Below are 20,863 nucleotides of genomic sequence, written 5' to 3'. Positions count from 1 at the left end.
AGCCGTCAGACCCGTTCCAGTGCAATCGCAATGCCCTGGCCGACGCCGATGCACATGGTGGCCAAAGCGCAGCGTCCGCCGCGCTCGCGCAGCTCCAGCGCCGCCGTGCCGGTGATGCGCGCGCCCGACATGCCAAGCGGATGACCGAGCGCAATGGCGCCGCCGTTGGGGTTCACATGCTTCGCCTGCTCGGAAATTCCGAGTTCACGCAGCACGGCAATGCCTTGCGAGGCGAAGGCTTCGTTCAACTCGACAACGTCGAATTGGTCAGGCCTCAAGCCGAGACGGGCGCAGAGCTTTTTGGTTGCCGGCGCGGGACCGATACCCATGATGCGCGGCGCGACGCCGGCAACAGCACCGCCGAGAATGCGGGCGATCGGCGTCAGGCCATGTTTCCTGGCCGCCGCTTCCGAGGCGATGATCAGCGCAGCAGCACCATCATTGACGCCGGAAGCATTGCCGGCAGTCACGGTGCCGCCCTCGCGGAACGGCGTCGGCAGCTTGGCCAGGGCCTCGATGGTCGTGCCGGCGCGGGGATGCTCGTCCTTCGAGACGACGATTGGCTCGCCCTTTTTCTGCGGGATCGCCACCGGCGTGATCTCCTTCGCCAGCCGGCCATTGGCCTGCGCCGCAACAGCCTTGTCCTGGCTGCGCACGGCAAAGGCGTCCTGGTCGGCTCTGCTGACCGAAAACTCCTCGGCGACGTTCTCGCCGGTCTCCGGCATGGAATCGACGCCGTACTGCTTCTTCATCAGCGGGTTGACGAAGCGCCAGCCGATGGTGGTGTCGTAGATCTCGGCATTGCGCGAGAAGGCGGTGTCGGCCTTCGGCATGACGAAGGGCGCGCGGCTCATCGATTCCACCCCGCCGGCAATCATCAGCTCGGCCTCGCCGGCCCTGATGGCCCGGGCGGCGATGGTGACGGCATCCATGCCCGAGCCACAGAGCCGATTGATCGTGGAGCCCGGAATGTCCTGGGGAAGGCCGGCCAGCAGCAACGCCATCCGCGCCACGTTGCGGTTGTCCTCGCCGGCCTGGTTGGCGCAGCCAAAGACGACGTCGTCGACCGCGGCCCAGTCGACGCCCAGGTTGCGCTCGACCAACGCCTTCAGCGGAATGGCGGCGAGATCGTCGGCTCGCACCGAGGATAGCGCGCCGCCGAAACGACCGATCGGCGTGCGGATGTAATCGCAGATGAAGGCATCAGTCATTATGCAGCTTTCCCTTTGTCGGTACCTGCATGCGCGGCCTTGGTGCGCGCGTGCAAATCGCGCAACGTCTTCAGCTCGATTTCCGTCGGCGCCGGCGTCTCGTCAAGCGCCTCGGCAAACTTTGCTTCCCAGCCACAGGTCGCCTGCACCTCTTCGCGGGTGACGCCGGGATGCAGCGACATGACGGTGAATTCGTTGGTGACAGGGTCCGGCTTCCAGACGGCGAGGTCGGTGATCAGCAAGGTCGGACCGGCGGTGTCGATGCCGAGCCGCTTGCGATGGTCGCCACCCTCGCCATGGCCGAAGGAGGTGAAGAAGTCGATCTTTTCGACCATGCCGCGCTTCGACTGCGCCATGGTGATGTAGACCTCTCGCGAGGAGGTGGCGATTTCCGGCGCGCCGCCGCCGCCGGGCAGCCGCGTTTTGGGATGCGCATAGTCGCCGATGACTGTAGTGTTGATGTTGCCGAATTTGTCGAGCTGGGCGGCGCCAAGGAAGCCGATGGTGATGCGGCCGCCCTGCAGCCAATAGCGGAACATCTCCGGCACCGCGACGGTGGTGACCGCCGTCTCGCACAATTCGCCGTCGCCGATCGACAGCGGCAGAACGTCGGGCGCGGTGCCGATGGTGCCGCTTTCGTAGATCAGCGTGATGTCGGGCGCATGCGTCAGCCGCGCGACGTTGCAGGCGGCCGACGGCGCGCCGATGCCGACGAAGCAGACATCGTCGTTTCTCAGCGCACGGCTGGCGGCGATCGTCATCATCTCGTTGGGCGTGAAGCCGAGGTTAGACGCTTCGCTCATGCGATTTTCCTCAGATGCTCGACGCGGCCGGCAAAGTCTTCCGCCGTGCTTTCCAGGACGTTCTTCCGCATCCATGCCTGAAAGCGGTCGCGGTCGGCGGCGATCTCGTCCCATTCGAGATAGGCGGCGTTGTCGCGCTCGTAATAGCCATGCGTGTAGGAAGGGTGGGAGCCGCCGGGCACAACCGCGATCGCCGCGATGGTCCAGCCCGGCAGCACGGTGAGATTGGGGTGGAGGTCGTCGAAATTGTCGACCACTTCCTCGACCGTCACCACCGCTCGCTTTGCCGCCAGCACCGCCTCCTTCTGGATGCCGACGATGCCTTCGACCAAAACATTGCCTTTCCGGTCCGCCTTCTGCGCGTGGATGAAGGTGACGTCGGGCCGGATCGCCGGCACGGCGGCCAGCACCTCGCCGGTAAAAGGGCAGGTGACGGATCTGATGTTCGGATTGACCGCGGCAAGGCCCGCGCCGCGATAGCCGCGGAACACCGCGCAGGGCAGGCCGGCGGCACCCGCCTCGTAGGCGTTGGCCATGCCGGCATGGCTGTGCTCCTCGACCTCGATCGCGCGCGGAAAGCCGTTCTCGATGGCGTCGCGAACGCGCCTGAGCAGGCCGACGCCGGGATTGCCGAGATAGGAGAAGACGATCTTCTTCGCCATGCCCATGCCGATCATCTGGTCGTAGATCAGGTCGGGCGTCATACGGATCAGTGTCAGGTCGCGAAAGCCCTGGCGGATCGCCTCATGCGCGGCGGCGGTCGGGATCAGATGGGTGAAGCCCTCGAAGGCGACAGCGTCGCCATCATGCAGGTTCTCCGCGACGGCCTCTTTCAGCGGCAGGAACTTGACCATCGTGGCGGCTCCGGGGATTTCAGTTTGCATTGCGGACACAAGTTTTCCATGGGCAATGCTGCGCGTCGAGAAATTCTTCGTTTGATTAGCAAGGCTAACCGCCGAAAGTCGGCGCTGCCCCTCATCGCCCTGCCGGTGTCCAACCGATAGATGGGTAACACTTTGAACCGGATACATAGGTAACAGTTCTCCCCTATGCGTCCGTCGCAGCGCCAAGCGGATTGTTTGGCGCGGCGCTGCGACGGACAAACTTCATACGTCTGTTGTCGATAATGCCGAGCGGATGGGCATGGAAGGAAAGTGCCCATTGGCCGTCCTCGGTTTCAATCGCGGCGATGGCTTCGCCGGCCAGTGATTGTGAGACATAGATAAAGCCGCCATTCCATCTGATCTCGCCATTGTGGCGCACGCGGCGGACCGCGGCCTCGGCCGGGTAGTAAGGTGCCGAGCGTGGTGGAAAGTGGAGTTGGTTTAGGTTCGCTCGCCCCGGGCCGCAGGTAGGTCCACGGCAAGCATTTTTCCCCGGTCTCGCAGCCTTGTCATAGGGCCTCGGACAGGAGGGTTGGGACCGCTACTCCACGAGGGAACGGTCCCATCATCCTACGCCGCCTGAACGGTGCCCCGGCCGACGAGGCTGATGTCGTCCGGATTGATGAGGTCTGAACTCGTCCAACCGGAAAGATCATATTCGCTCATGCAGTCCTTCACGATCGATTGCATCGAAGCCAGATCTCCGGTCGCGGCAGCGGCGTTCAGCGTTTCAATCCTCAGGTTCTCATAGTTGCCGGCATAGTTTCGTTCATACAGTTCGTGTCGTCCGCCGAATTCGGTTCCGATGGCGTCCCAAAGCAGTTTCAGCAGCTTGACGCGGTCAAGCGCTGCGTAACCGTTCGAACCGCGCACGAAGCGGTCGAGATAGGGCCGGATCGCCTCGCTCTCGAAATCGGCTGAACTCGACGGCAGGTAGATCAGGCCGCTGGCGACGTGCCGTTCGATGAGCTCCTTGATCCTGGGGTAAGCCACCGGTGCCAGCACGCGGTAAGCAAGCCCGGCATTGAGGTTGGGGAGGTTGTAGCCGTCGGTACCGTCCCATGGAACCGGCGATTTGACCATGGCGTCGCCGAGCGCATGGAAGGTGTTGCGCCATGCGATGACTTCGCCGACGCCTGCCTGGACGCCGCGGAAGTCCTTTGATCCCGTCGCCTCGACAGCCATCGAAAACAATCCGGCGATGAAGTCCAATTTCACCGACAGCCGCGTCAGGCCATGCAGGGTGAAGCGCGGGACGAAGCCTGATGCCGGGAAGAACTGGTTGATCTTGTCGACGTCGCCATAGATGAAGATGTTTTCCCACGGAACCAGAACCTTGTCGAAGACCAGGATCGAGTCGTTCTCGTCCAGACGGCTGGAGAGCGGATAGTCGAAGGGCGATCCGGTTGCCGCCGCGTTGAACTCGTAGGACGAGCGGGCGATCAGCTTGATGCCGGGCGAGTCCATGGGCGCGGTGAAGATCAGCGCGAAGGACTTGTCCTTGATCGGGATGCCGTAATGGGCGATGAAGTTATAGTGGGTGAGCGCTGAGCCGGTCGCCACGACTTTCGCGCCCGACACCACCACCCCCTTGTCCGTTTCCTTGTCCACATGCATGAACACGTCGCGGACTTCCTCGATCGGGCGGTCCCGGTCGATCGGAGGGTTGACGATGGCGTGGTTCCAGTAGTCGAGACGTTCCTGGGTGCGGGCATACCAGTTGCGGGCGTTCCCGGCATAGTCTCCGTAGAAGGCCGAATTGGCGCCGAGCGTGCCAAGGAAAGAAGCCTTGTAGTCGGGCGAACGTCCCATCCAACCGTAGGAAACCTTCTGCAAATCGGCGATCGCATCGCGCGACCTGACCAGATCCTCGGTAGTCTTGGAGCCGAGGAAAAAGGGGTGCGTCAGCTTCCCCGAGCCGGTGTCCGTCAACACGCCGATCTCGTTCTTCTTTTCGTGGAAGCGGTCGTACCAGCGCGCAACCATGCGGGCCGAGTTGCGGAACGCCGGATGTTGGGTGACATTCTTGACGCGCTCGCCATAAATATAGATTTCGCGGCCGTCCTGGATGCTCTCCAGGAATTCGGAACCGGTGTAGGCATCGGTTCCCGGTGCTTGGGTATCAAGCACCGGCTTGGTAGCCAGATTATGCATATCCTGTACTCCTCCATTGGGCCGGTCCGGGCATTCGCTAGCCGGCGTCGGGCTTAGAAAAGGGTTCCTCTTCCCTTTCGAGGCCGGAGGCTACGCGCCGATGAAGTGCTAATGATAGGTATCATGCGATACCGGATCGGGTATCGCGGGCGTCGCCACCTAGCGTTAGATTTCTCACGTCGAGGGTGCCGAGAGGATGGCGCCCCCGGTCGCGAACATGGGAGGAGACCATGGTTCACTCCAGACAAATCGAGACGTCCGTCCATCGTGAGAACGTGCTCAGGCTTCCCGCCTGCGTCCTGACGATCGGGTCGTTCGACGGCGTGCATCGCGGGCATCAGGAACTGATCGGAACGGCGGTCATCGCCGCCCGCACGCTCGGTGTCGCGTCGGTGGTCTACACGTTCGACCCGCCTCCCAAGGCGCTGCTGTGCGGCGTCCGGCCGCTGACGTCGATCGAGGACAAGTTGGCGAGGATCAGCCTGCTGGGACCCGACCACATCATCGTCGCTCGCTTCGACGCGGCGTATCGGGCCCGCACGGCAGATGACTTCGTCGGCGAGATCGGCGCACTGACGCCGCGGGTCATCTGGGTCGGAGCAGACTTCCGGTTCGGTTCCTGCAAGAGCGGCGACCCGTTGCTCCTCGCTCGCTACTTCGACACCCGCATCCTTCCGGCCGTGCGTTGCGAGGCCGGAGAGATCGTGTCGAGCTCGCGTATCCGCGCCCTGATGGCCGAGGGACGCTCCGTCGAGGCCGAGATACTCGAAGGCTGGTCCGGCCGCTCATACGCGCGTGCTGTTCATGCAAGCGGGGGATCACATGTCACCGCTTGAGCAACGGACGTTCCGCGATGCATGCGGGCTTTTTGCCACGGGGGTCAACGTCATCACCACGCATTGGGATGGACACGACCACGGGATGACCGCCAATGCATTCATGTCGATCTCGCTCGACCCGCCGCTGATTGCGATCTCGATCGCCGAGAAGGCGCGCATGCTTGGAAAAATACAGGCCTCGGGCCGATTTGCTGTCAGTGTTCTGGCGTCCGGCAAGGATAAGATCGCCTGGCATTTTGCAGGCAAGCCCAATCCCGAGCTTCACGGCCTCTTCGATTCGCTCGACGGGCTGCCGGTCGTCCGCGGCGCGCTCGCCACCTTTTCGGCGGAAGTTCGCGACGAGATCCTTGCCGGCGATCACACGATCTTCGTCGGCCACGTCCGGGCGCTCAACTGGGACAGCAATGCCGATCCGCTGCTGTTCTTCAAAGGCAAGTTCGGCGCGCTCGAAGACACCCGCAAGGCCCCTGCAGGCATGCTGCAGATCGAAACTGAACTCATGTGGTGACGCCAAAAAGAAACCCACGCTGCCATTCAAGGAGGAAAATATGCGCAATGTGACCCAGCAAAACATCTCGGACGTTGTGATCGCAGCCTTGTCTTCGGATATCCCGGCGCGCAATCGCCAGATTCTTGAGAATCTGATCCGGCACATCCATGCGTTTTGCATCGAAACCAAGGTGACGCATGCCGAATTGATCCAGGCCTGCCAGTTCCTGGTTCGCGCCGGCCACATCTCGGATGACGCCCGCAACGAATTCATCCTGCTTTCCGACATCCTCGGAATAGAGGTCCTCGTCGACATGCTCGACCACACCGTCACGGACGGCGAAAGCGAGTCGACTGTGCTTGGGCCATTCTATCGCGAGAATCCGCCGGTGCTGCCGAAAGGCGCCTCGATCGTCCAGAAGAGCTTCGAAGGCTGTCAGAGCGTGCGCGTCAGCGGCACAATCAGCGACACGTCGGGGCGGCCCATTCCGGGCGTCATCATCGATGTGTGGGAAGACGCGCCGAACGGTCTCTACGAACAGCAGGATCCGGAGCAGCCCGATTATAATTTGCGGGGCCGTTTCCTCACCGATGAAGAGGGCCGGTACGAATTCGTCGGTATCCGCCCGGCGCCATATCCAATTCCCTACGACGGGGCGGCCGGTGAGTTGCTGAACTATATGGGCCACCATCCGTGGCGGCCGGGGCATATCCACTTCATGATCCAGAAGGACGGTTACCAAAGCCTGGTCTCGCAGATCTACGACGCCGACACGAAGTACCTCGACAACGATGCGGTCTTCGCCGTCAAGGAAAGCCTGATCGGCAAGTTGCACAAAGCGCCTGCCGGATCGGACACGGACCTGGTCATGGAATTCGACTTCAAGCTCAAGCCAAAGGCTGCCGAAATCGCCGTTGCGGCCGAATAACAGTCAGCAATCAACCCGCCTGGTGCTTGCCCAGGCGGGTTCTCCCGAGGGCAGTCGGTATGTCGATCAACGTCACCGAGAACATTCCACCGCGCGCCGCTCCCATGGAGCTTGGGCGCGACGCGCGGATCAGATCGATTGTCGCGACCATCATCGAGGCGCCGACACTCCGTCGCCACAAGCTTTCGAATACCGAGATAGCGCACCAAGGGTTCGTCCTCGTACGCGTCCAGCTTGAAAACGGCGTTACCGGGATTGGTGAGGCCTCCACGCTCGGAGGACCGCGCTGGGCTGAAGAAAGCGTGGAATCCATCTGGGCCGCCATAGCGAACTACCTCGAACCTGCGCTCGTTGGTCAGAACGCCATGCTCTTCGAAGCCAATGCCGTGCGCATGGCCAAGGCCGCAACGCGCAATTTCGCGGCAAAAGCAGCGGTGGAGTCGGCGCTCTTCGACGCCGTCGGCCATACGCTCGGCCTGCCTGCCAGTGCCTTGCTTGGCGGACAGGTCAGAGATCGGATGGGTGTCATCTGGGCGCTTGCCTCGGGTGATGCCGGGCAAGAACTCGAGGAGGCGAGGGAAAAGCTCCGGCTGCGCCACCACAAGGATTTCAAGATCAAGCTCGGCTTCAACTCGCCTGAGGCTGACATCGTGCGCTTGCAACATCTTCGTGCCGGCCTAGGTGACGACGTGAAGCTGATCGTCGATGTCAATCAGGCGTGGACCGAGGCGCTTTGCATCCGGCTTTTTCCTGCGCTTGAGGAACTCAATGTCGCGTTGATCGAGCAACCCGTTCAAGCAAGCCAACGCGAAGCGATGGCGCGCGTCGCGGCCCGCACGCGCATTCCGCTTCTCATCGACGAGGCAGCGTTCACCAATTCGGAGCTGGCCAGCGTGGCGACGCAGGCCTGCGGCAGCGTCTATTCGCTGAAGCTGGTCAAAAGCGGCGGCCTTCTGGAACTCAAGCGGGCCGCCGGCATCGCCCAGTCGTTTGGAATCGAGCTCTACGGCGGTTGCCTGCTGGAGAGCAGCATCGGCGCCGCGGCCCACATGGCCGTCTTCTCGACACTGCCTCGCCTCGAATGGGGGAGCGAACATTTCGGCCCGCGAATACTGGTCGAGGATCTCGTCGCTACGCCGCTGGTGTTCGAGGAGTTCGAAATACGCGTGCCGGCCGGGCCGGGGCTCGGTGTGACGCTGGACGAGGACAAGGTGCGCATGATGGCGCGTAAGATGTGAGACCGACCATGCCGCGCGTTCGAAACTTACGCCAGCGACTCGACGACATGGCGGCCGCCCTCGAGCGGAGACCTCATTTGCTGCGGCTTGGCCGCCTCTTCAACGAAACCATTTTGATCGAGGTCGACGAGGACGAATTCTACCTGACCTTCGAGAAGGGAAGGGTTGTCGAGATCAAGGAAGGTCCGAGCAGGAAGCTTCCTTGGCGGTTTGCGCTGCGAGCGAAGGGCGATGCATTACGCGAATTCTGGCAACCTCTGCCTAAGCCGGGTTTCCATGACATTTTCGGCCTGGTGAAATACGGAAACGGCAGCATCGACGGCGATCTCCTGACGCTGGTCAAGAACTTGCGGTATTTCAAGGAATTCATGGCGTTGGGACGCAAGGAGGGTTTCTCATGAAATCTTCGATCGAGCCGGTCGTGGGCCGCTATGTCAATGTGACGGTTGGAAATGCCCGGCAGCGCATCTACTTCGAGGAAGCCGGCCAGGGCCGTCCGGTCGTGTGCCTTCACACGGCGGGCGCCGACACGCGGCAGTGGCGGTCCGTCCTGAACGATCAGGCATTCACCAGGTCCTACCGGTTCATCGCTTTCGACATGCCATGGCACGGAAAGTCGCTGCCGCCGGAGGGGTTCGAGACCGAGGAGTATCTGCTCTCGACCGAGACCTACATGGAGACGGTGCTGGCATTCTGCGGTGCGGCAGGGCTGGAAAAACCTTTGCTGGCCGGATGTTCGATGGGCGGGAGGATTGCGCTGCAACTGGCAGCCCTCCATCCTGAATCCTTTTCGGGTTTCATCGCGATCGAGGCGTCCGATTTCCAGCCGGCATGGTATGACATCGACTGGTTTCACCGGCCCGATGCGCATGGCGGCGAAATGGGCGCCGCCCTGGTCTCGGCCAACATCGCGCCGCAGGCGCCCGACGCAGAGCGTTGGACCACACTGTGGATGTTCATGCAGTCCGGGCCAGGCGTTTTTCGGGGAGACCTCAGCTTTTACACGTCCGATGACAGCCTCGTCGGCCGACTCTCGTCCATCGACACTCGGCGCACGCCCGTCCATATCATGTGCGGCGAGTACGACATGACCTGCACTCCTGAAGACGCGCAACGCACGGCAGCCGCGATCAAGGGTTCCACTCTTGCGATCATGAAGGATCTTGGTCATTTTCCGATGAGCGAGAACCCCACTGCCTTCAGGGCCTATTTCAAGGAGGCACTGGAAAGGGTCACGCGGGTGCCTGCGCGGCTGATGGATGCCTGACAGACGGCGATGGACTTCAAACGGCTGAGCTATTTCCTGGCAGTGGCCGAAGAACTTCATTTCGGGCGCGCCTCGGCGCGGCTCGGAATTGCTCAGCCTCCACTAAGCCGACAGATCGCCCAGTTCGAACGGGAGATCGGTGCGGTCCTGTTCGACCGCAGCCGCAGCCAGATTCGGCTCACCCAGGCAGGCGAATTGCTGCTGGAGCGGGCAAGGGAAATCCTCGAACGCGTCGACCAGACGGAACGCGAGGTGATGCGGATCGGCCAGGGCGTCGCGGGACGCCTGCGGATCGCGTTCGTCGGAACGGCAACCTTCGGTGTTCTGCCCAACATCATCAGGGCTTTCCGGGCCGCGCATCCGGATATCGAGCTGGCGCTTTCGGCCATGAACAATGCCGAGTTGCGACGAGCCCTGATTCAGCGGGAAATCGACATTGCGGTGGCGCGCCCGTCGATCGAAGACGCGGAGGTCAAAGCCGAAACGCTCATGAAGGAACCGCTCGTGCTGGCGCTTCCCGACAGCTATGCCAATCGTGAGCAACCATTCCATCTGGCAGATTTCAAGAATGCTACTTTCGTCCTCTTTCCGCGGCGCCCACGGCCAAGTTACGCGGACTATGTGCTCGACGTATGCAAGGTCGACGGCTTTGTTCCTGCCTTGCAGGTCATGGCCCAGGACTATCTTACAGCGATGAGCCTGGTTTCGGTTGGCGTCGGCATCTCGGTCGTGCCAGCATCGGTCAGTGAAAATCAGCGGCCCGGCATTGTCTATCGGAAATACGAAGGCCACAATCCGGGAACCGAGCTTTCACTCAACTATCGACGAGACAACCGCTCGCCGCATTTGTTCGGCTTTCTTGAATTGGCTCGGAAAATAGCGCGGGCTTCGCATTCGGGTCCGCCGGTCTGAATACGTCGCCTCGGTAATGCGATGATTGCGGACATGGCCGAAGTGGAACTGGTTTAGCTCAAGGCGTCGCCGCCTCGGCTTACGCCACCCGCGGCGTCTCGCGTTGCAGTTTGAGCAGGTTGCCGGCACGGCTGGCCACGATTTGCCACGCGCCTTTGGCGGGTTCCTCGCACCTTCTGCGACGCCGGCACAACAACAGGCAGGCGAGAGGAGCGCGACGGTCGTAACAACGACATTGACTCGCCGGTCCAAATCCAATATTGAACAGGATTATACAGGTTCATTGAACAGGTATCGATATGGCCCGTCGCGCGATGCAGCTAACCCCCGGCACCGGCAAGCCCGAGCAGATCGCGACGGTTCTGGAGCACGAGATCCGCTCCGGCGTGCTCGGCTTCGGCGACCGCCTGCAGAGCGAGAACGAGCTCGTCCAGCGCTTCTCGGTCAGCCGCAATACCGTCCGCAAAGGATTGGAGGAGCTATCCAATCGCGGACTGATCACCACCAAGGTCGGCATCGGCTCCTTCGTCACCTTCGACGGCATGCCGGTCGATGACGCCATCGGCTGGTCGCGCGCGCTTGCCAATGCCGGCGCCAATGCCGAGACCCGGACTCTGAGGCTCGAGGTCATCGAGGACGCCCAACTCGCGGCGAGACTCGGTGTCGAAAACCCGTCCTTCATCGCCGTCGACCGCGTGCGCACCAACGCGGACGACGGTCACGCGATCTCGATCGAGCGCAGCCGCCTGCCGCTGTCGCCCGAGTTGGAAGAGGTACCGCTGCGCGGGCTTCGGGAAGGCTCGCTGCACCAGACTTTGCGCGGCGCGGGGCTGGTGCCCGACCATGGCGAGGAGTGGGTCGACATCGAGATGCTGAGCGCCGCGGATGCCGCCATCCTCGACTGCGCGCCGGGCACGTCTTTCCTCAGGACGCGGCGGCTGACGCGCGCCGCCGACGGGCGCGCCATCGAATTCGTCACCAGCCTGCTCAACCCGGCGCATTTCGCGCTGCATCTGGAATTTTGAGCATGGGCGCGGCCGATATGATGGACCGGGCAATGGGCGCGCTCATCGGCGGCGCGCTGGGCGATGCGCTGGGCATGCCGACGCAGCTTCTGTCGCCCGCCCGTATCGCCGAGCTCTACGGCCATGTCGAGGATTTCGTCGCGCCCGCCGCCGACCATCCGGTGTCCAAGGGGCTGCCGGCAGGCGCCATTACCGACGACACCGAGCAGGCGCTGCTGCTCGGCCGCATCCTGGTCAGTTCCGGCGAGCGCTTCGACCACGGGCGCTGGGTCAACGCGCTGCTCGATTGGGAGCGGGACGTCAAGGCTCGCGGCAGCTACGACCTGCTTGGCCCATCGACCAAGCGGGCCATCGACGCCATCAATAACGGCGTGCCGGCGGAAGAGGCGGGGCGAACTGGCGACACCAACGGCGCCGCGATGCGGATTGCGCCGGTCGGCATTATGATCCGCCCGGAGCCGCTCGATGCCCTGGTTCTCAAAGTCGCGGAAACCTGCCGGGCTACGCACAATACGTCGATTGCGATTGCCTCCGCAGCCGCAGTTGCTGCCGCGGTCAGTCTCGGTGTTTCGGGCGCCGACTGGCGCGCTGCTTCCGGCCATGCCGTCGCGGCGGCAAAGCTTGGTGCCGCGCTCGGTCACTGGGTCACCGGCGGCGACATCGCCGAACGCATCCTCTGGGCGCAGGAACTTGTGCGCGGGAAGCGCGACAAAGAGGCGATCCGGTTGATCGTTGACCTGATCGGCACGGGGGTCGCCAGCCAGGAGTCGATTCCTGCAGCATTCGCCGTGCTGGAGGTTGCCAACGGGGATGCGTGGCGAGCGGCAGTGATCAGCGCCAATCTCGGCGGCGACACCGACACCATAGGCGCCATCGCCGCGGGCATGGCGGGCGCCTGTTCGGGCCTGTCGGGCCTGCCGCAAGATCAAATCCCGGGACTGAAGGGCATCGATCTCGCGGAGGTCGAGCCGTTGGCCAATGATCTTGTCGCGGCGCGCATGGCGAAGGCCCGTGGCGGCAAGGAGGACGCCGCATGAGCGGGCGCCTCGTTCATGTCGGCAGCGCGGTGGTCGACTATGTATATCGCATCGACGCTCTCCCGGCGGCGGGCAGCGAAAAGACCGCGACGAGCTATTCGCGCGTCGCCGGCGGCGGCTTCAACATGATGGTCGCGGCGAGCCGCACCGGCATGAAGGTGGTGTTCGGCGGACAGCTTGGCATCGGGGCAGACGGCGACTTCCTGCGCGCGGCTTTCGCCGCTGAAGGCATCGAGACGCTGACGCCGCCGTCACCCTTGATGGACAGCGGCAATTGCGTCGCCATGATCAGCAGCGATGCGGAACGTACCTTCGTCTCATGGCCGGGCGCGGAGAGCGTGCTGACACCGGACATGATGGTGCCCGTCCAAGTCATTCCGGGCGATTGGGTTTTCACCTCCGGCTATACGTTGAGCTACCCTGGCAGCCGCGAAGCGCTCGCCGACTGGATCGAGGCGCTGCCGGAGGAAGTTCCCGTAGTCTTCGATCCGACGCCTGTGATCGCGGACATTCCGCGCCCGATCTTGGACAGGGTGCTTGCCCGCACCGCCTGGCTGAGCTGCAACGCGGACGAAGCCGCCGAAATAGCCGGCCGTGGCGACGCGCAGACCGTCGCGATCCGGCTTCTGGCCGAACACTGCACAAAAGCTGCGGGCGTCGTGATCCGCGCCGGCGCGCATGGCTGCCTTGTGCGGCTGGCAGAAGGCGGCACGCGCGCGATCCCCGGTTTCGCGGTCAGCGCCGTCGACACCAATGGTGCCGGCGATACGCATATCGGCGCCTTCGTCAGCGCATTGTCGCGAGGGCTGTCGCCCTGCGAAGCGGCGCGCTATGCGAACGCCGCGGCGGCCCTTTCCGTCACGCGTCATGGCGGCTCGTCCGCGCCGACCGACAGTGAGATCCAGGAATTCCTAAGCCATCGCGATCAAGGAACGATAGCGCATGGCCGGGAGGACGCGACTGCAACTTAACAAGCCTATCAACCGGGCCAACAATGAGAGGAAAAGACATGCGCATGCCCAGACTGACCGCTTTTCTGACGGCGACCGCCGTCTTCGTCTCAGCATTCACGTTTGCCGCCCAGGCCGCCGAAGAAGTGCATGTGCTCAACTGGAAGGGCTACGGCGCCGACGAGCCATGGGCGGTCGCCAACTTCGAGAAGGCGACCGGCTACAAGGTCGTCAATGACTTCTTCAACTCCGAACAGGAGATGCTGACCAAGCTGAGGACCAATCCCGGCCTCTACGACGTCGTCATGATCAACGCCGCCTTCAACGACCAGGCGATGGCCGGCAAGCTGATACAGCCGATCGATACGTCGAAGCTTTCCAACTATGCCGATATTGCCAAGGACAAGGCCGGCTCGCCGATGCTTAACCATGACGGCAAGGTCTATGGCGTGCCGTGGGTATGGGGCCTGACCGCTCTAGCCATCAACGAGAAGTCGTTCGACAAGCCGCCGACGAGCATCGCCGAGATGTGGGACCCGGCACATAAGGGCCGCGTCATCATCCGCGACGACGCCGTCGAGGCGGTGCAGTTCGGCGCCATCGCATCGGGGCAGAACATCAACGACATCAAGGATATGCGCGCGGTCAAGGCGAAGCTCACCTCGCTGATGCCGCAGATCAAGACCTTCTGGAGTTCGGAGAACGACTGGAACCAGATGGTTGCCTCCAACCAGATCGATATCGGCACCTACTGGAGCGGCTCCGCCGACCGCGCCAAGACGCATTTCAAGCTGCCGGTCTCGCTGGTCATCCCGCAGGAAGGCGCCGTCGCCTGGCTGGACGCCTTCTCCATCCCGGCCGGTTCCAAGAATGTCGCCGGCGCCGAGGCCTTCATAAACTACATGATCGACCCGAAATTCTATGTCGAATGGGTCACCAAGGTCGGCGCGCCGGTTTCGGCCAACACCAAGGCGGTCGAGGCGCTGCCCGAGGACGCCTTCAACCGAAAGGTCATGGGCAGCCCAGAGGTCGCCAAACGTATCCAGTTCCAGGCGCCCGTCACGGATGAGCAGCGCGAGAAATACCTGGCACTTTGGCAGGAGCTGAAGGTCAACGTGAAATAGTTGGCGTCTTACGGGGAGGAGAGGCATCATGGCTGAGCAGCTCGCGACCGGTTCGCGCCGCGGACTGCGGCCAGCCCTGCCGCTTCTGCTTCCCGCTTATCTATGGCTGACGGTGGCGATCTTTCTGCCGCTGTCAGCCATGGTGTTCTTCTCCTTCATGACCGACCTGCCAATGGCCGGGAAGGAGTGGTCGTTCACGCTCGGCAACTACGCCGCGTTCTTCTCTCAAAGCCTTTATCTGACGCTTCTTCTGGCCTCGCTGCGGCTCGGCCTCGAGGTCACGCTTTGGTGCGTCGTTATCGGCTATCCGGCGGCTTACGTGCTGGCGAAGGTTCTTAAAGGCCGCAGCCGCGAGGCGATCTTCCTGCTGGTCATCCTGCCTTTCTGGTCGAACGGGCTCGTGCGCATTTTCTCCTGGGCCATGGTGCTGCGTGAGGGCGGCATTCTCGACATCACGCTCAATGCCGTCTTGCCGTTCAAGATCAATATCGATCTCATGTATTCCTACCCGGCGGTCATCATCGGCCTGGTGCACTCCTACGTGCCCTATATGGTGCTGACCTGTTACCTCACGCTGCAGGCAATCGACGACTCGCTGATCGAGGCGGGTCGCTCGCTCGGGGCTTCGCGGCTGCAGGTGCTCAAGCGGGTGATCATCCCGCTGTCGATGCCCGGCCTCATCGCGGGTGCGGCGCTGATCTTCGTCCCGGTCGTGGGCTCTTTCATGGAGCCGCGCATCCTCGGCGGCCGCACCGGCACTTTCTACGGCACCGTCATAGAGGACCAGTTTGTTGCCGTCTTCAACTGGCCGCTGGGCGCGGCGCTCTCCTTCATCCTGCTTGCCGTAGTGCTGGTCATCCTGGCGCTCGCGGCACCGGTCTTGCGGAGGGCCGGCTGATGGCGACGACGCGCATTCTGGAATTGGTCGGGCGCTTTTACATCTTCCTGTTGCTCGGCTTCCTCTATCTGCCGATCATCATCATGGCGCTGATGTCGTTCAACGCCTCGCCTTTTTACCAGCTGCCGTTCGAGTGGACGACGGACTGGTATGCTTCGCTCGCGCAAAACGACCAGCTGATCGCGGCGACCTGGAACAGCATCGAGATCGCGATCATCACGACGATCCTTTCAACGCTGCTTGGTTCGATGGCGTCGCTAGCGCTCTATCGCTACGTATTCCGCGGCAAGAAATTCCTGCAGGCGCTGCTCTTCCCGCCGATCGCCATTCCGTGGCTGATCACCGGCACCGCGATGCTGATCTTCTTCTTCGGCATCGGCATCGGTCGCGGGCTCATCGCCATCCTGCTCGGCCATGTCGCGCTGGCGCTGCCCTACGTCATCGTGGTCGTGTCCGCCCGCCTGCAAACCTTCGCGCCGGAGCTGGAAGAAGCGGCGCGTTCGCTCGGCGCCAATCAGTGGCAGGTTACCGTGCGCGTAACTTTGCCCTGGATCATGCCTGGCGTGATCGCCGGCGGGCTGTTCGCATTCGCTGTCTCCTTCGACCAGTTCGTGGTCTCGTATTTCCTGTCGACGCCAGGCCAGACGACGCTGCCGGTCGAAATCTACGCCGCGATCCGCAAGGGATTCACGCCCGAGATCAACGCGGTGTCGACCATCATCATCGTGGTGTCGATGGCGCTCATGCTGCTGACGGCGCGCTTCTTCAAATTCGGCGGAGAGAAATAATGGCCGGCGTCCAGGTATCGAACGTCTCCCGCAGTTTCGGCGCGCACAAGGCGCTGGACCATGTCTCGATCGACTTTCCCGACGGTGGCTTCTATGCGCTGCTCGGGCCTTCGGGCAGCGGCAAGACCACGCTGCTCAGGCAGATCGCCGGCTTCGACTTTCCGGATACCGGACGCATCGCCATCGGCGGCGAAAGCGTCGAGCGCGTGCCGGTAGAAAAGCGCCGCATCGGCATGGTGTTCCAGAACTATGCGCTGTTTCCCAATATGAGCGTCGCCGACAATGTCGCTTTCGGCCTTTCGGTGCGCGGCGAGCCGAAGGCGACCATCGCAACGGAAGTGCAGCGGGCGCTGGATCTTGTGCAACTCGGCAAGCTCGGCGGCCGCCGGCCGCACCAGCTCTCGGGCGGCCAGCGGCAGCGTGTGGCGCTGGCGCGCGCCATCGTCACCAAGCCGCGCGTGCTTTTGCTCGACGAGCCGCTCGGCGCGCTTGACAAGGCGCTGCGCGTCGACATGCAGATCGAGCTGAAGCGCATCCAGCGCGAGATCGGCATCACCACCATCTTCGTCACCCACGACCAGGAAGAGGCGCTGACGATGAGCGACCGCATCGGCATATTGCGCGACGGCCGACTGGTGCAGGAGGGGCCGCCGGAGGAGATCTACGACAGGCCGCAAAGCGAGTTCGCCGCGACCTTCCTCGGCGACGCCAACATCTTTCGCGGCGATGCGACCGGCAACGGCATCAGGCTGCCCGACGGTACAGCAATCGCCGCTGCGTCGGGTGCGTCTCTCTCGGCCGGCGCCAAGGCGAGCTGCGCCGTGCGGCCCGAGCGCATCCAGATTTCAACCGGCTCTGCAACGTCCGAGGCGGGATATGCCAACACGGTCAGGGGCCAGGTTTCAAAACGCATCTTCGCCGGCAACAACAGCACCTATTTCGTCGACCGCGATGGACAGACGGTGAAGGTCATTGTCCAGAACACCGGCGCCGAGCGGCTGGCCGAAGGCCAAGAAGTGATGCTCAGCTGGTCGCCGGAGAGCACGGTGCTGATCGCCGCGTAAGCCGGATCCCCGGTCCCTGATGGGAAATGATGGCGCGGCCCTTGGCTGACCGCCTGATCCTGGCGTTAAATCCAGTCCTCGACGGGAGGAATGGATGGCGAGCATGGATTTCGAGCCGGACGTGAAAGTCCGGGTCAAGGAGTACCGGATCGGCTGCATCGGCGCCGGCATGATCATGGCCGAGTGCCATCTCGCCGCCTACGCGCAAGCCGGCTTTCCGGTGGTGGCGATCGCCTCACGAACCAGGACGAATGCCGAAAAGGTCGCCGGCCGCTGGGGCATTCCGACCGTCTGCGATACGCCGGAGCGGCTGATCGAAGATAGCCGCGTCGAGATCGTCGACCTTGCCTTCCCGCCGGACCAGCAGCCCGCGCTGATCCGCCATGCACTGAAGCAGCCGCACATCAAGGCGATCCTGGCGCAGAAGCCGCTGGCGCTCTCGGTCGAGGAAGCGGTGGAGCTGCGCGATGAGGCGGCGGCTTCCGGCAAGATCCTCTCGGTCAACCAGAACATGCGCTACGACCAGTCGATGCGCGTCTTGAAGCAGATCATCGATAGCGGGGCGCTGGGCGAGATCGTCTTCGCCGAGATCGACATGCATGCCATCCCGCACTGGCAAACCTTCCTCGCCGGATATGACCGGCTGACGCTCGCCAATATGAGTGTGCACCACCTCGACGTGCTGCGCTTCCTGTTCGGCGACCCTGACGAAATCACGACGCTGACGCGCAGGGATCCGCGCACCAAGTTCGAACATTTCGACGGCATCACCGTTTCGACGCTGCGCTTTCCCTCCGGCGTGCTCGCGGTGTCGCTGGAGGACGTCTGGTCCGGCCCGCGTCAGGAAGGCTATTCCGACGACCAGCACATCGACTGGCGCGTCGATGGCACCAAGGGTGTCGCCAAGGGCACGATCGGTTGGCCGAAGGGCGTCGCCTCGACGCTGACCTACGCCTCGACAGAGACGACCGGCGGCAAATGGGTCAGCCCGAGCTGGGAGACGATGTGGTTTCCGCATGCCTTCATCGGCGTCATGGAGCAACTGCAATATGCGCTCAAGACCGGCACGCCGCCGGCGCTTTCCGTTGCCGACAACGTCAACACCATGGCGCTGGTGGAGGCCGGTTACCGGTCGATGGCGGAGGGCCGCACCATCAGGCTGTCCGAAATCTCTGTCGACCAGGCGACTAAGAAACAGGGCAATTGAATCGCTTATCGGGAGGACTTCACCTCATGATGCAGGCAGGTATCTTCACAGGCTATTTTCCGTATGAGCTCGAGGAGGTCGCCAGGCGCATCCGCGCGCTCGATTTCAACACCGTGCAGCTCGACCTGCATTTCAAGGATATCGACCTCTCGGCCGGACAGATCACCAGGGACAAGGCGAGGCGGGTGCGCGATACGTTCCGCGACCACAACCTGCCGGTTTGCTGCGTGTCCGGCTACACGAACATCATCCACCCGGACAGGGCCGAGCGCGAGCGGCGGCTTGCCTATCTGAAGGAGATCATCCGGAACGCGCGCGATTTCGGCTCGCCTTACGTGATCTCGGAAACCGGCACCTACAACACCGAATCCGACTGGGTGCATCATCCGAAGAACAAGACCGAGGAAGGTTTTGAGGAGTGCCGCAAGGTGATCTCGGATCTTGCCCAGACCGCCTACGACCACGGCGCGGTGTTCCTGCTCGAAACCTACGTCAACAACGTTGTCGGCTCGGTCGAGGAGACGGTCAGGATGTTCGCTCAGGTCGATCATCCCGGCCTCGGCCTGTTGATGGACCCGACGAACTATTTCGAGGCGCACAACATCGACCGCATGGATCAAGTGCTGAACCAGGTGTTCGACACGCTGACGGACAAGATCAAAATCGCGCATGCCAAGGACGTGAAGCGTTCGGGCGGCGACAAGACGGAGAAGCATGCCGACATCGGCGACGCGGAGGCGCATCAGGGGCTGACCTTCCGCGGCGTCGGCGAGATCGAACTGCCGGCGCCGGGGCTCGGCGCGCTGAATTACGATCTCTATCTCAAGCGCCTCAGCAAAAAGCACCCGAACATCCCGGTGATCATCGAGCATCTCGACGAGGAGGACGTGCCGCGCGCCAAGAAATTCCTCGACGGGAAATTCCGCGCCAACGGGCTTTAATGACGATGACGACCACCGGTACGAAGCGCGACTACAGCCTTGTCGGCGAGAGCACGCGGCTTGCGATAGAGACCGGACTTGCATCGGCCGAGTGGTACCACACCGACGTGCCGCGCAAGGTGATGAAGGAGCTGATGCAGCGTTGCGACGGGCCGGCGATCCGCGATAGCGTCATCTGGATCTCGGCGATCCTGGGCTCAGCCGCCGGCATTATCTGGTTCTGGGGCACGTGGTGGGTCGTGCCATTCATGTTCGTCTATGGCGTGCTCTATGGCTCGTCGAGCGACTCGCGCTGGCACGAATGCGGGCACGGCACCGCGTTTCGCACGCGCTGGATGAACGATGTCGTTTATCACATCGCCTCGTTCATGCTGATGCGCAACCCGGTGCAGTGGCGCTGGAGCCATGCCCGTCACCACACCGACACGATCATTGTCGGCCGCGATGCCGAGATCGCCGTTATGCGGCCCCCGGACCTCATCAAAGCTGCGCTCGGCTTCACGGGCATTCTCGACTTCCGCTATTCGCTGCCCACGCTGGTGCGCCAGGCCTTCGGCAAGCTGTCGGACGACGAGAAGAGCTACATTCCGGAGATGGAGCAGCACAAGGCGGTGATCGCGGCGCGCTGGCACATCGCGGTATACGTCGCGACGATCGCTGTCGCGATCGCGCTTAGGTCATGGATACCGCTGGTGCTGATCGGCTTGCCGCGGCTCTACGGCACCTGGCACATGGTGACGACCGGCCTGCTGCAGCATATCGGGCTGGCCGACAACGTCACCGACCATCGGCTCAACACGCGCACGGTTTATATGAACCCGATCAGCCGGTTCATCTACTGGAACATGAACTACCATGTGGAGCATCACATGTTCCCGATGGTGCCCTATCATGCGCTGCCCAGGCTGCATGAGCTGATCAAGCACGATTTGCCGGAGCCGAGCCCGTCGATGTGGCATGCCTATCTCGAGGTCTGGCCGGTGCTGGTCAGGCAGCTGAAATACGAGGACTATTACCTCAAGCGCGAATTGCCGCCGACGGCCAAGCCTTACCGCGGCGATTCCACGATCTCGACATAACGGCTGCGGCTGCCGAATAAGGTC

21 protein-coding genes and 1 pseudogene are annotated in these 20,863 nt (G+C 62.8%); 17 read left to right on the top strand and 5 right to left on the bottom strand.

What is annotated here, in order from left to right; translation table 11 throughout:
- Positions 1–5 precede the first annotated feature (5 nt).
- The 5 genes from pcaF to P9228_RS10155 form a co-directional block, all read right to left on the bottom strand.
- Positions 6–1,211 (bottom strand): 3-oxoadipyl-CoA thiolase, encoded by a 1,206-nt coding sequence (gene pcaF / locus P9228_RS10175; RefSeq protein ID WP_278053273.1) that lies wholly within the window; start codon positions 1,209–1,211, stop codon positions 6–8.
- Entirely contained in the window at positions 1,211–2,014 is an 804-nt protein-coding gene (locus tag P9228_RS10170) for a CoA-transferase subunit beta (protein ID WP_278053272.1), read from the bottom strand. The genes pcaF and P9228_RS10170 overlap by 1 nt, the downstream gene beginning before the upstream one ends.
- Positions 2,011–2,868 (bottom strand): CoA transferase subunit A, encoded by an 858-nt coding sequence (locus tag P9228_RS10165; RefSeq protein WP_278054042.1) that lies wholly within the window; start codon positions 2,866–2,868, stop codon positions 2,011–2,013. Before P9228_RS10165 ends, P9228_RS10170 begins: the two co-directional genes overlap by 4 nt.
- A 193-nt stretch (positions 2,869–3,061) precedes the next feature.
- Positions 3,062–3,277: a hypothetical protein gene (locus tag P9228_RS10160; RefSeq protein ID WP_278053271.1), complete on the bottom strand. Its 216-nt coding sequence runs from the start codon at positions 3,275–3,277 to the stop codon at positions 3,062–3,064.
- A gap of 191 nt (positions 3,278–3,468) precedes the next feature.
- Complete coding sequence (locus tag P9228_RS10155; RefSeq protein WP_126061718.1) at positions 3,469–5,052, bottom strand: 4-hydroxyphenylacetate 3-hydroxylase N-terminal domain-containing protein; 1,584 nt, start codon at positions 5,050–5,052, stop codon at positions 3,469–3,471.
- 230 nt (positions 5,053–5,282) lie between these two features.
- Between P9228_RS10155 and P9228_RS10150 the strand changes: the two genes are divergently transcribed.
- The 17 genes and pseudogenes from P9228_RS10150 to P9228_RS10070 all read left to right on the top strand — a co-directional run bounded on the left by P9228_RS10150 (position 5,283) and on the right by P9228_RS10070 (position 20,859).
- Entirely contained in the window at positions 5,283–5,888 is a 606-nt protein-coding gene (locus P9228_RS10150) for an FAD synthetase (protein WP_127239823.1), read from the top strand.
- Positions 5,875–6,399 (top strand): flavin reductase family protein, encoded by a 525-nt coding sequence (locus tag P9228_RS10145; RefSeq protein ID WP_126061716.1) that lies wholly within the window; start codon positions 5,875–5,877, stop codon positions 6,397–6,399. The genes P9228_RS10150 and P9228_RS10145 overlap by 14 nt, the downstream gene beginning before the upstream one ends.
- A gap of 40 nt (positions 6,400–6,439) precedes the next feature.
- The gene (locus P9228_RS10140) at positions 6,440–7,309 is read left to right on the top strand and encodes a dioxygenase (RefSeq protein WP_278053268.1); all 870 of its coding nucleotides are present in this window, start codon (positions 6,440–6,442) and stop codon (positions 7,307–7,309) included.
- A gap of 59 nt (positions 7,310–7,368) precedes the next feature.
- A complete protein-coding gene (locus P9228_RS10135; RefSeq protein ID WP_127241832.1) occupies positions 7,369–8,547 on the top strand; it encodes a muconate/chloromuconate family cycloisomerase in 1,179 nt (392 codons plus the stop codon).
- Positions 8,548–8,624: 77 nt separating this feature from the next.
- Positions 8,625–8,948, top strand: coding sequence for a hypothetical protein (locus tag P9228_RS10130; RefSeq protein ID WP_278053267.1), 324 nt, complete (start codon positions 8,625–8,627; stop codon positions 8,946–8,948).
- Positions 8,945–9,814 (top strand): alpha/beta hydrolase, encoded by an 870-nt coding sequence (locus P9228_RS10125; RefSeq protein ID WP_278053265.1) that lies wholly within the window; start codon positions 8,945–8,947, stop codon positions 9,812–9,814. The genes P9228_RS10130 and P9228_RS10125 overlap by 4 nt, the downstream gene beginning before the upstream one ends.
- Positions 9,815–9,823: 9 nt before the next feature.
- On the top strand, positions 9,824–10,726 hold the full coding sequence (locus tag P9228_RS10120) for a LysR family transcriptional regulator (RefSeq protein WP_127241834.1): 903 nt from the start codon (positions 9,824–9,826) through the stop codon (positions 10,724–10,726).
- A gap of 299 nt (positions 10,727–11,025) precedes the next feature.
- Positions 11,026–11,751 carry a GntR family transcriptional regulator gene (locus P9228_RS10115; protein WP_278053263.1) on the top strand — a complete coding sequence of 242 codons (726 nt, stop codon included), beginning with the start codon at positions 11,026–11,028 and terminating at the stop codon, positions 11,749–11,751.
- A 2-nt stretch (positions 11,752–11,753) separates the two neighbouring features.
- Entirely contained in the window at positions 11,754–12,788 is a 1,035-nt protein-coding gene (locus P9228_RS10110) for an ADP-ribosylglycohydrolase family protein (RefSeq protein WP_278053262.1), read from the top strand.
- The gene (locus P9228_RS10105) at positions 12,785–13,759 is read left to right on the top strand and encodes a PfkB family carbohydrate kinase (RefSeq protein WP_278053261.1); all 975 of its coding nucleotides are present in this window, start codon (positions 12,785–12,787) and stop codon (positions 13,757–13,759) included. Before P9228_RS10110 ends, P9228_RS10105 begins: the two co-directional genes overlap by 4 nt.
- 38 nt (positions 13,760–13,797) lie before the next feature.
- A complete protein-coding gene (locus tag P9228_RS10100; RefSeq protein ID WP_278053259.1) occupies positions 13,798–14,862 on the top strand; it encodes an ABC transporter substrate-binding protein in 1,065 nt (354 codons plus the stop codon).
- Between the two features lie 28 nt (positions 14,863–14,890).
- Positions 14,891–15,760: an ABC transporter permease gene (locus P9228_RS10095; protein ID WP_278053258.1), complete on the top strand. Its 870-nt coding sequence runs from the start codon at positions 14,891–14,893 to the stop codon at positions 15,758–15,760.
- The gene (locus P9228_RS10090) at positions 15,760–16,548 is read left to right on the top strand and encodes an ABC transporter permease (protein WP_278053256.1); all 789 of its coding nucleotides are present in this window, start codon (positions 15,760–15,762) and stop codon (positions 16,546–16,548) included. The genes P9228_RS10095 and P9228_RS10090 overlap by 1 nt, the downstream gene beginning before the upstream one ends.
- The gene (locus P9228_RS10085) at positions 16,548–17,612 is read left to right on the top strand and encodes an ABC transporter ATP-binding protein (protein WP_095824972.1); all 1,065 of its coding nucleotides are present in this window, start codon (positions 16,548–16,550) and stop codon (positions 17,610–17,612) included. The genes P9228_RS10090 and P9228_RS10085 overlap by 1 nt, the downstream gene beginning before the upstream one ends.
- A 94-nt stretch (positions 17,613–17,706) precedes the next feature.
- Entirely contained in the window at positions 17,707–18,819 is a 1,113-nt protein-coding gene (locus P9228_RS10080; RefSeq protein WP_278053255.1) for a Gfo/Idh/MocA family oxidoreductase, read from the top strand.
- Between the two features lie 26 nt (positions 18,820–18,845).
- A complete protein-coding gene (locus tag P9228_RS10075; protein ID WP_278053253.1) occupies positions 18,846–19,760 on the top strand; it encodes a sugar phosphate isomerase/epimerase in 915 nt (304 codons plus the stop codon).
- A gap of 5 nt (positions 19,761–19,765) precedes the next feature.
- Positions 19,766–20,859, top strand: a pseudogene (locus P9228_RS10070) (fatty acid desaturase family protein).
- Positions 20,860–20,863: the final 4 nt, after the last annotated feature.

This window comes from Mesorhizobium sp. WSM4898, assembly GCF_029625845.1.
In the GTDB taxonomy this organism is placed as follows: domain Bacteria; phylum Pseudomonadota; class Alphaproteobacteria; order Rhizobiales; family Rhizobiaceae; genus Mesorhizobium.
The sequence above is the reverse complement of the archived record's forward strand: the minus strand, read 5'-3'. Positions and strand labels throughout refer to the sequence as shown.

Excerpts from the sequence above, each read along its gene's own strand:
- pcaF (WP_278053273.1), bottom strand. The coding sequence starts at position 1,211 with ATGACTGATGCCTTCATCTGCGATTACATCCGCACGCCGATCGGTCGT.
- P9228_RS10170 (WP_278053272.1), bottom strand. The coding sequence starts at position 2,014 with ATGAGCGAAGCGTCTAACCTCGGCTTCACGCCCAACGAGATGATGACG.
- P9228_RS10165 (WP_278054042.1), bottom strand. The coding sequence starts at position 2,868 with ATGGTCAAGTTCCTGCCGCTGAAAGAGGCCGTCGCGGAGAACCTGCAT.
- P9228_RS10155 (WP_126061718.1), bottom strand. The coding sequence starts at position 5,052 with ATGCATAATCTGGCTACCAAGCCGGTGCTTGATACCCAAGCACCGGGA.
- P9228_RS10150 (WP_127239823.1), top strand. The coding sequence starts at position 5,283 with ATGGTTCACTCCAGACAAATCGAGACGTCCGTCCATCGTGAGAACGTG.
- P9228_RS10145 (WP_126061716.1), top strand. The coding sequence starts at position 5,875 with ATGTCACCGCTTGAGCAACGGACGTTCCGCGATGCATGCGGGCTTTTT.
- P9228_RS10140 (WP_278053268.1), top strand. The coding sequence starts at position 6,440 with ATGCGCAATGTGACCCAGCAAAACATCTCGGACGTTGTGATCGCAGCC.
- P9228_RS10135 (WP_127241832.1), top strand. The coding sequence starts at position 7,369 with ATGTCGATCAACGTCACCGAGAACATTCCACCGCGCGCCGCTCCCATG.
- P9228_RS10125 (WP_278053265.1), top strand. The coding sequence starts at position 8,945 with ATGAAATCTTCGATCGAGCCGGTCGTGGGCCGCTATGTCAATGTGACG.
- P9228_RS10120 (WP_127241834.1), top strand. The coding sequence starts at position 9,824 with ATGGACTTCAAACGGCTGAGCTATTTCCTGGCAGTGGCCGAAGAACTT.
- P9228_RS10115 (WP_278053263.1), top strand. The coding sequence starts at position 11,026 with ATGGCCCGTCGCGCGATGCAGCTAACCCCCGGCACCGGCAAGCCCGAG.
- P9228_RS10110 (WP_278053262.1), top strand. The coding sequence starts at position 11,754 with ATGGGCGCGGCCGATATGATGGACCGGGCAATGGGCGCGCTCATCGGC.
- P9228_RS10105 (WP_278053261.1), top strand. The coding sequence starts at position 12,785 with ATGAGCGGGCGCCTCGTTCATGTCGGCAGCGCGGTGGTCGACTATGTA.
- P9228_RS10100 (WP_278053259.1), top strand. The coding sequence starts at position 13,798 with ATGCGCATGCCCAGACTGACCGCTTTTCTGACGGCGACCGCCGTCTTC.
- P9228_RS10095 (WP_278053258.1), top strand. The coding sequence starts at position 14,891 with ATGGCTGAGCAGCTCGCGACCGGTTCGCGCCGCGGACTGCGGCCAGCC.
- P9228_RS10090 (WP_278053256.1), top strand. The coding sequence starts at position 15,760 with ATGGCGACGACGCGCATTCTGGAATTGGTCGGGCGCTTTTACATCTTC.
- P9228_RS10085 (WP_095824972.1), top strand. The coding sequence starts at position 16,548 with ATGGCCGGCGTCCAGGTATCGAACGTCTCCCGCAGTTTCGGCGCGCAC.
- P9228_RS10080 (WP_278053255.1), top strand. The coding sequence starts at position 17,707 with ATGGCGAGCATGGATTTCGAGCCGGACGTGAAAGTCCGGGTCAAGGAG.
- P9228_RS10075 (WP_278053253.1), top strand. The coding sequence starts at position 18,846 with ATGATGCAGGCAGGTATCTTCACAGGCTATTTTCCGTATGAGCTCGAG.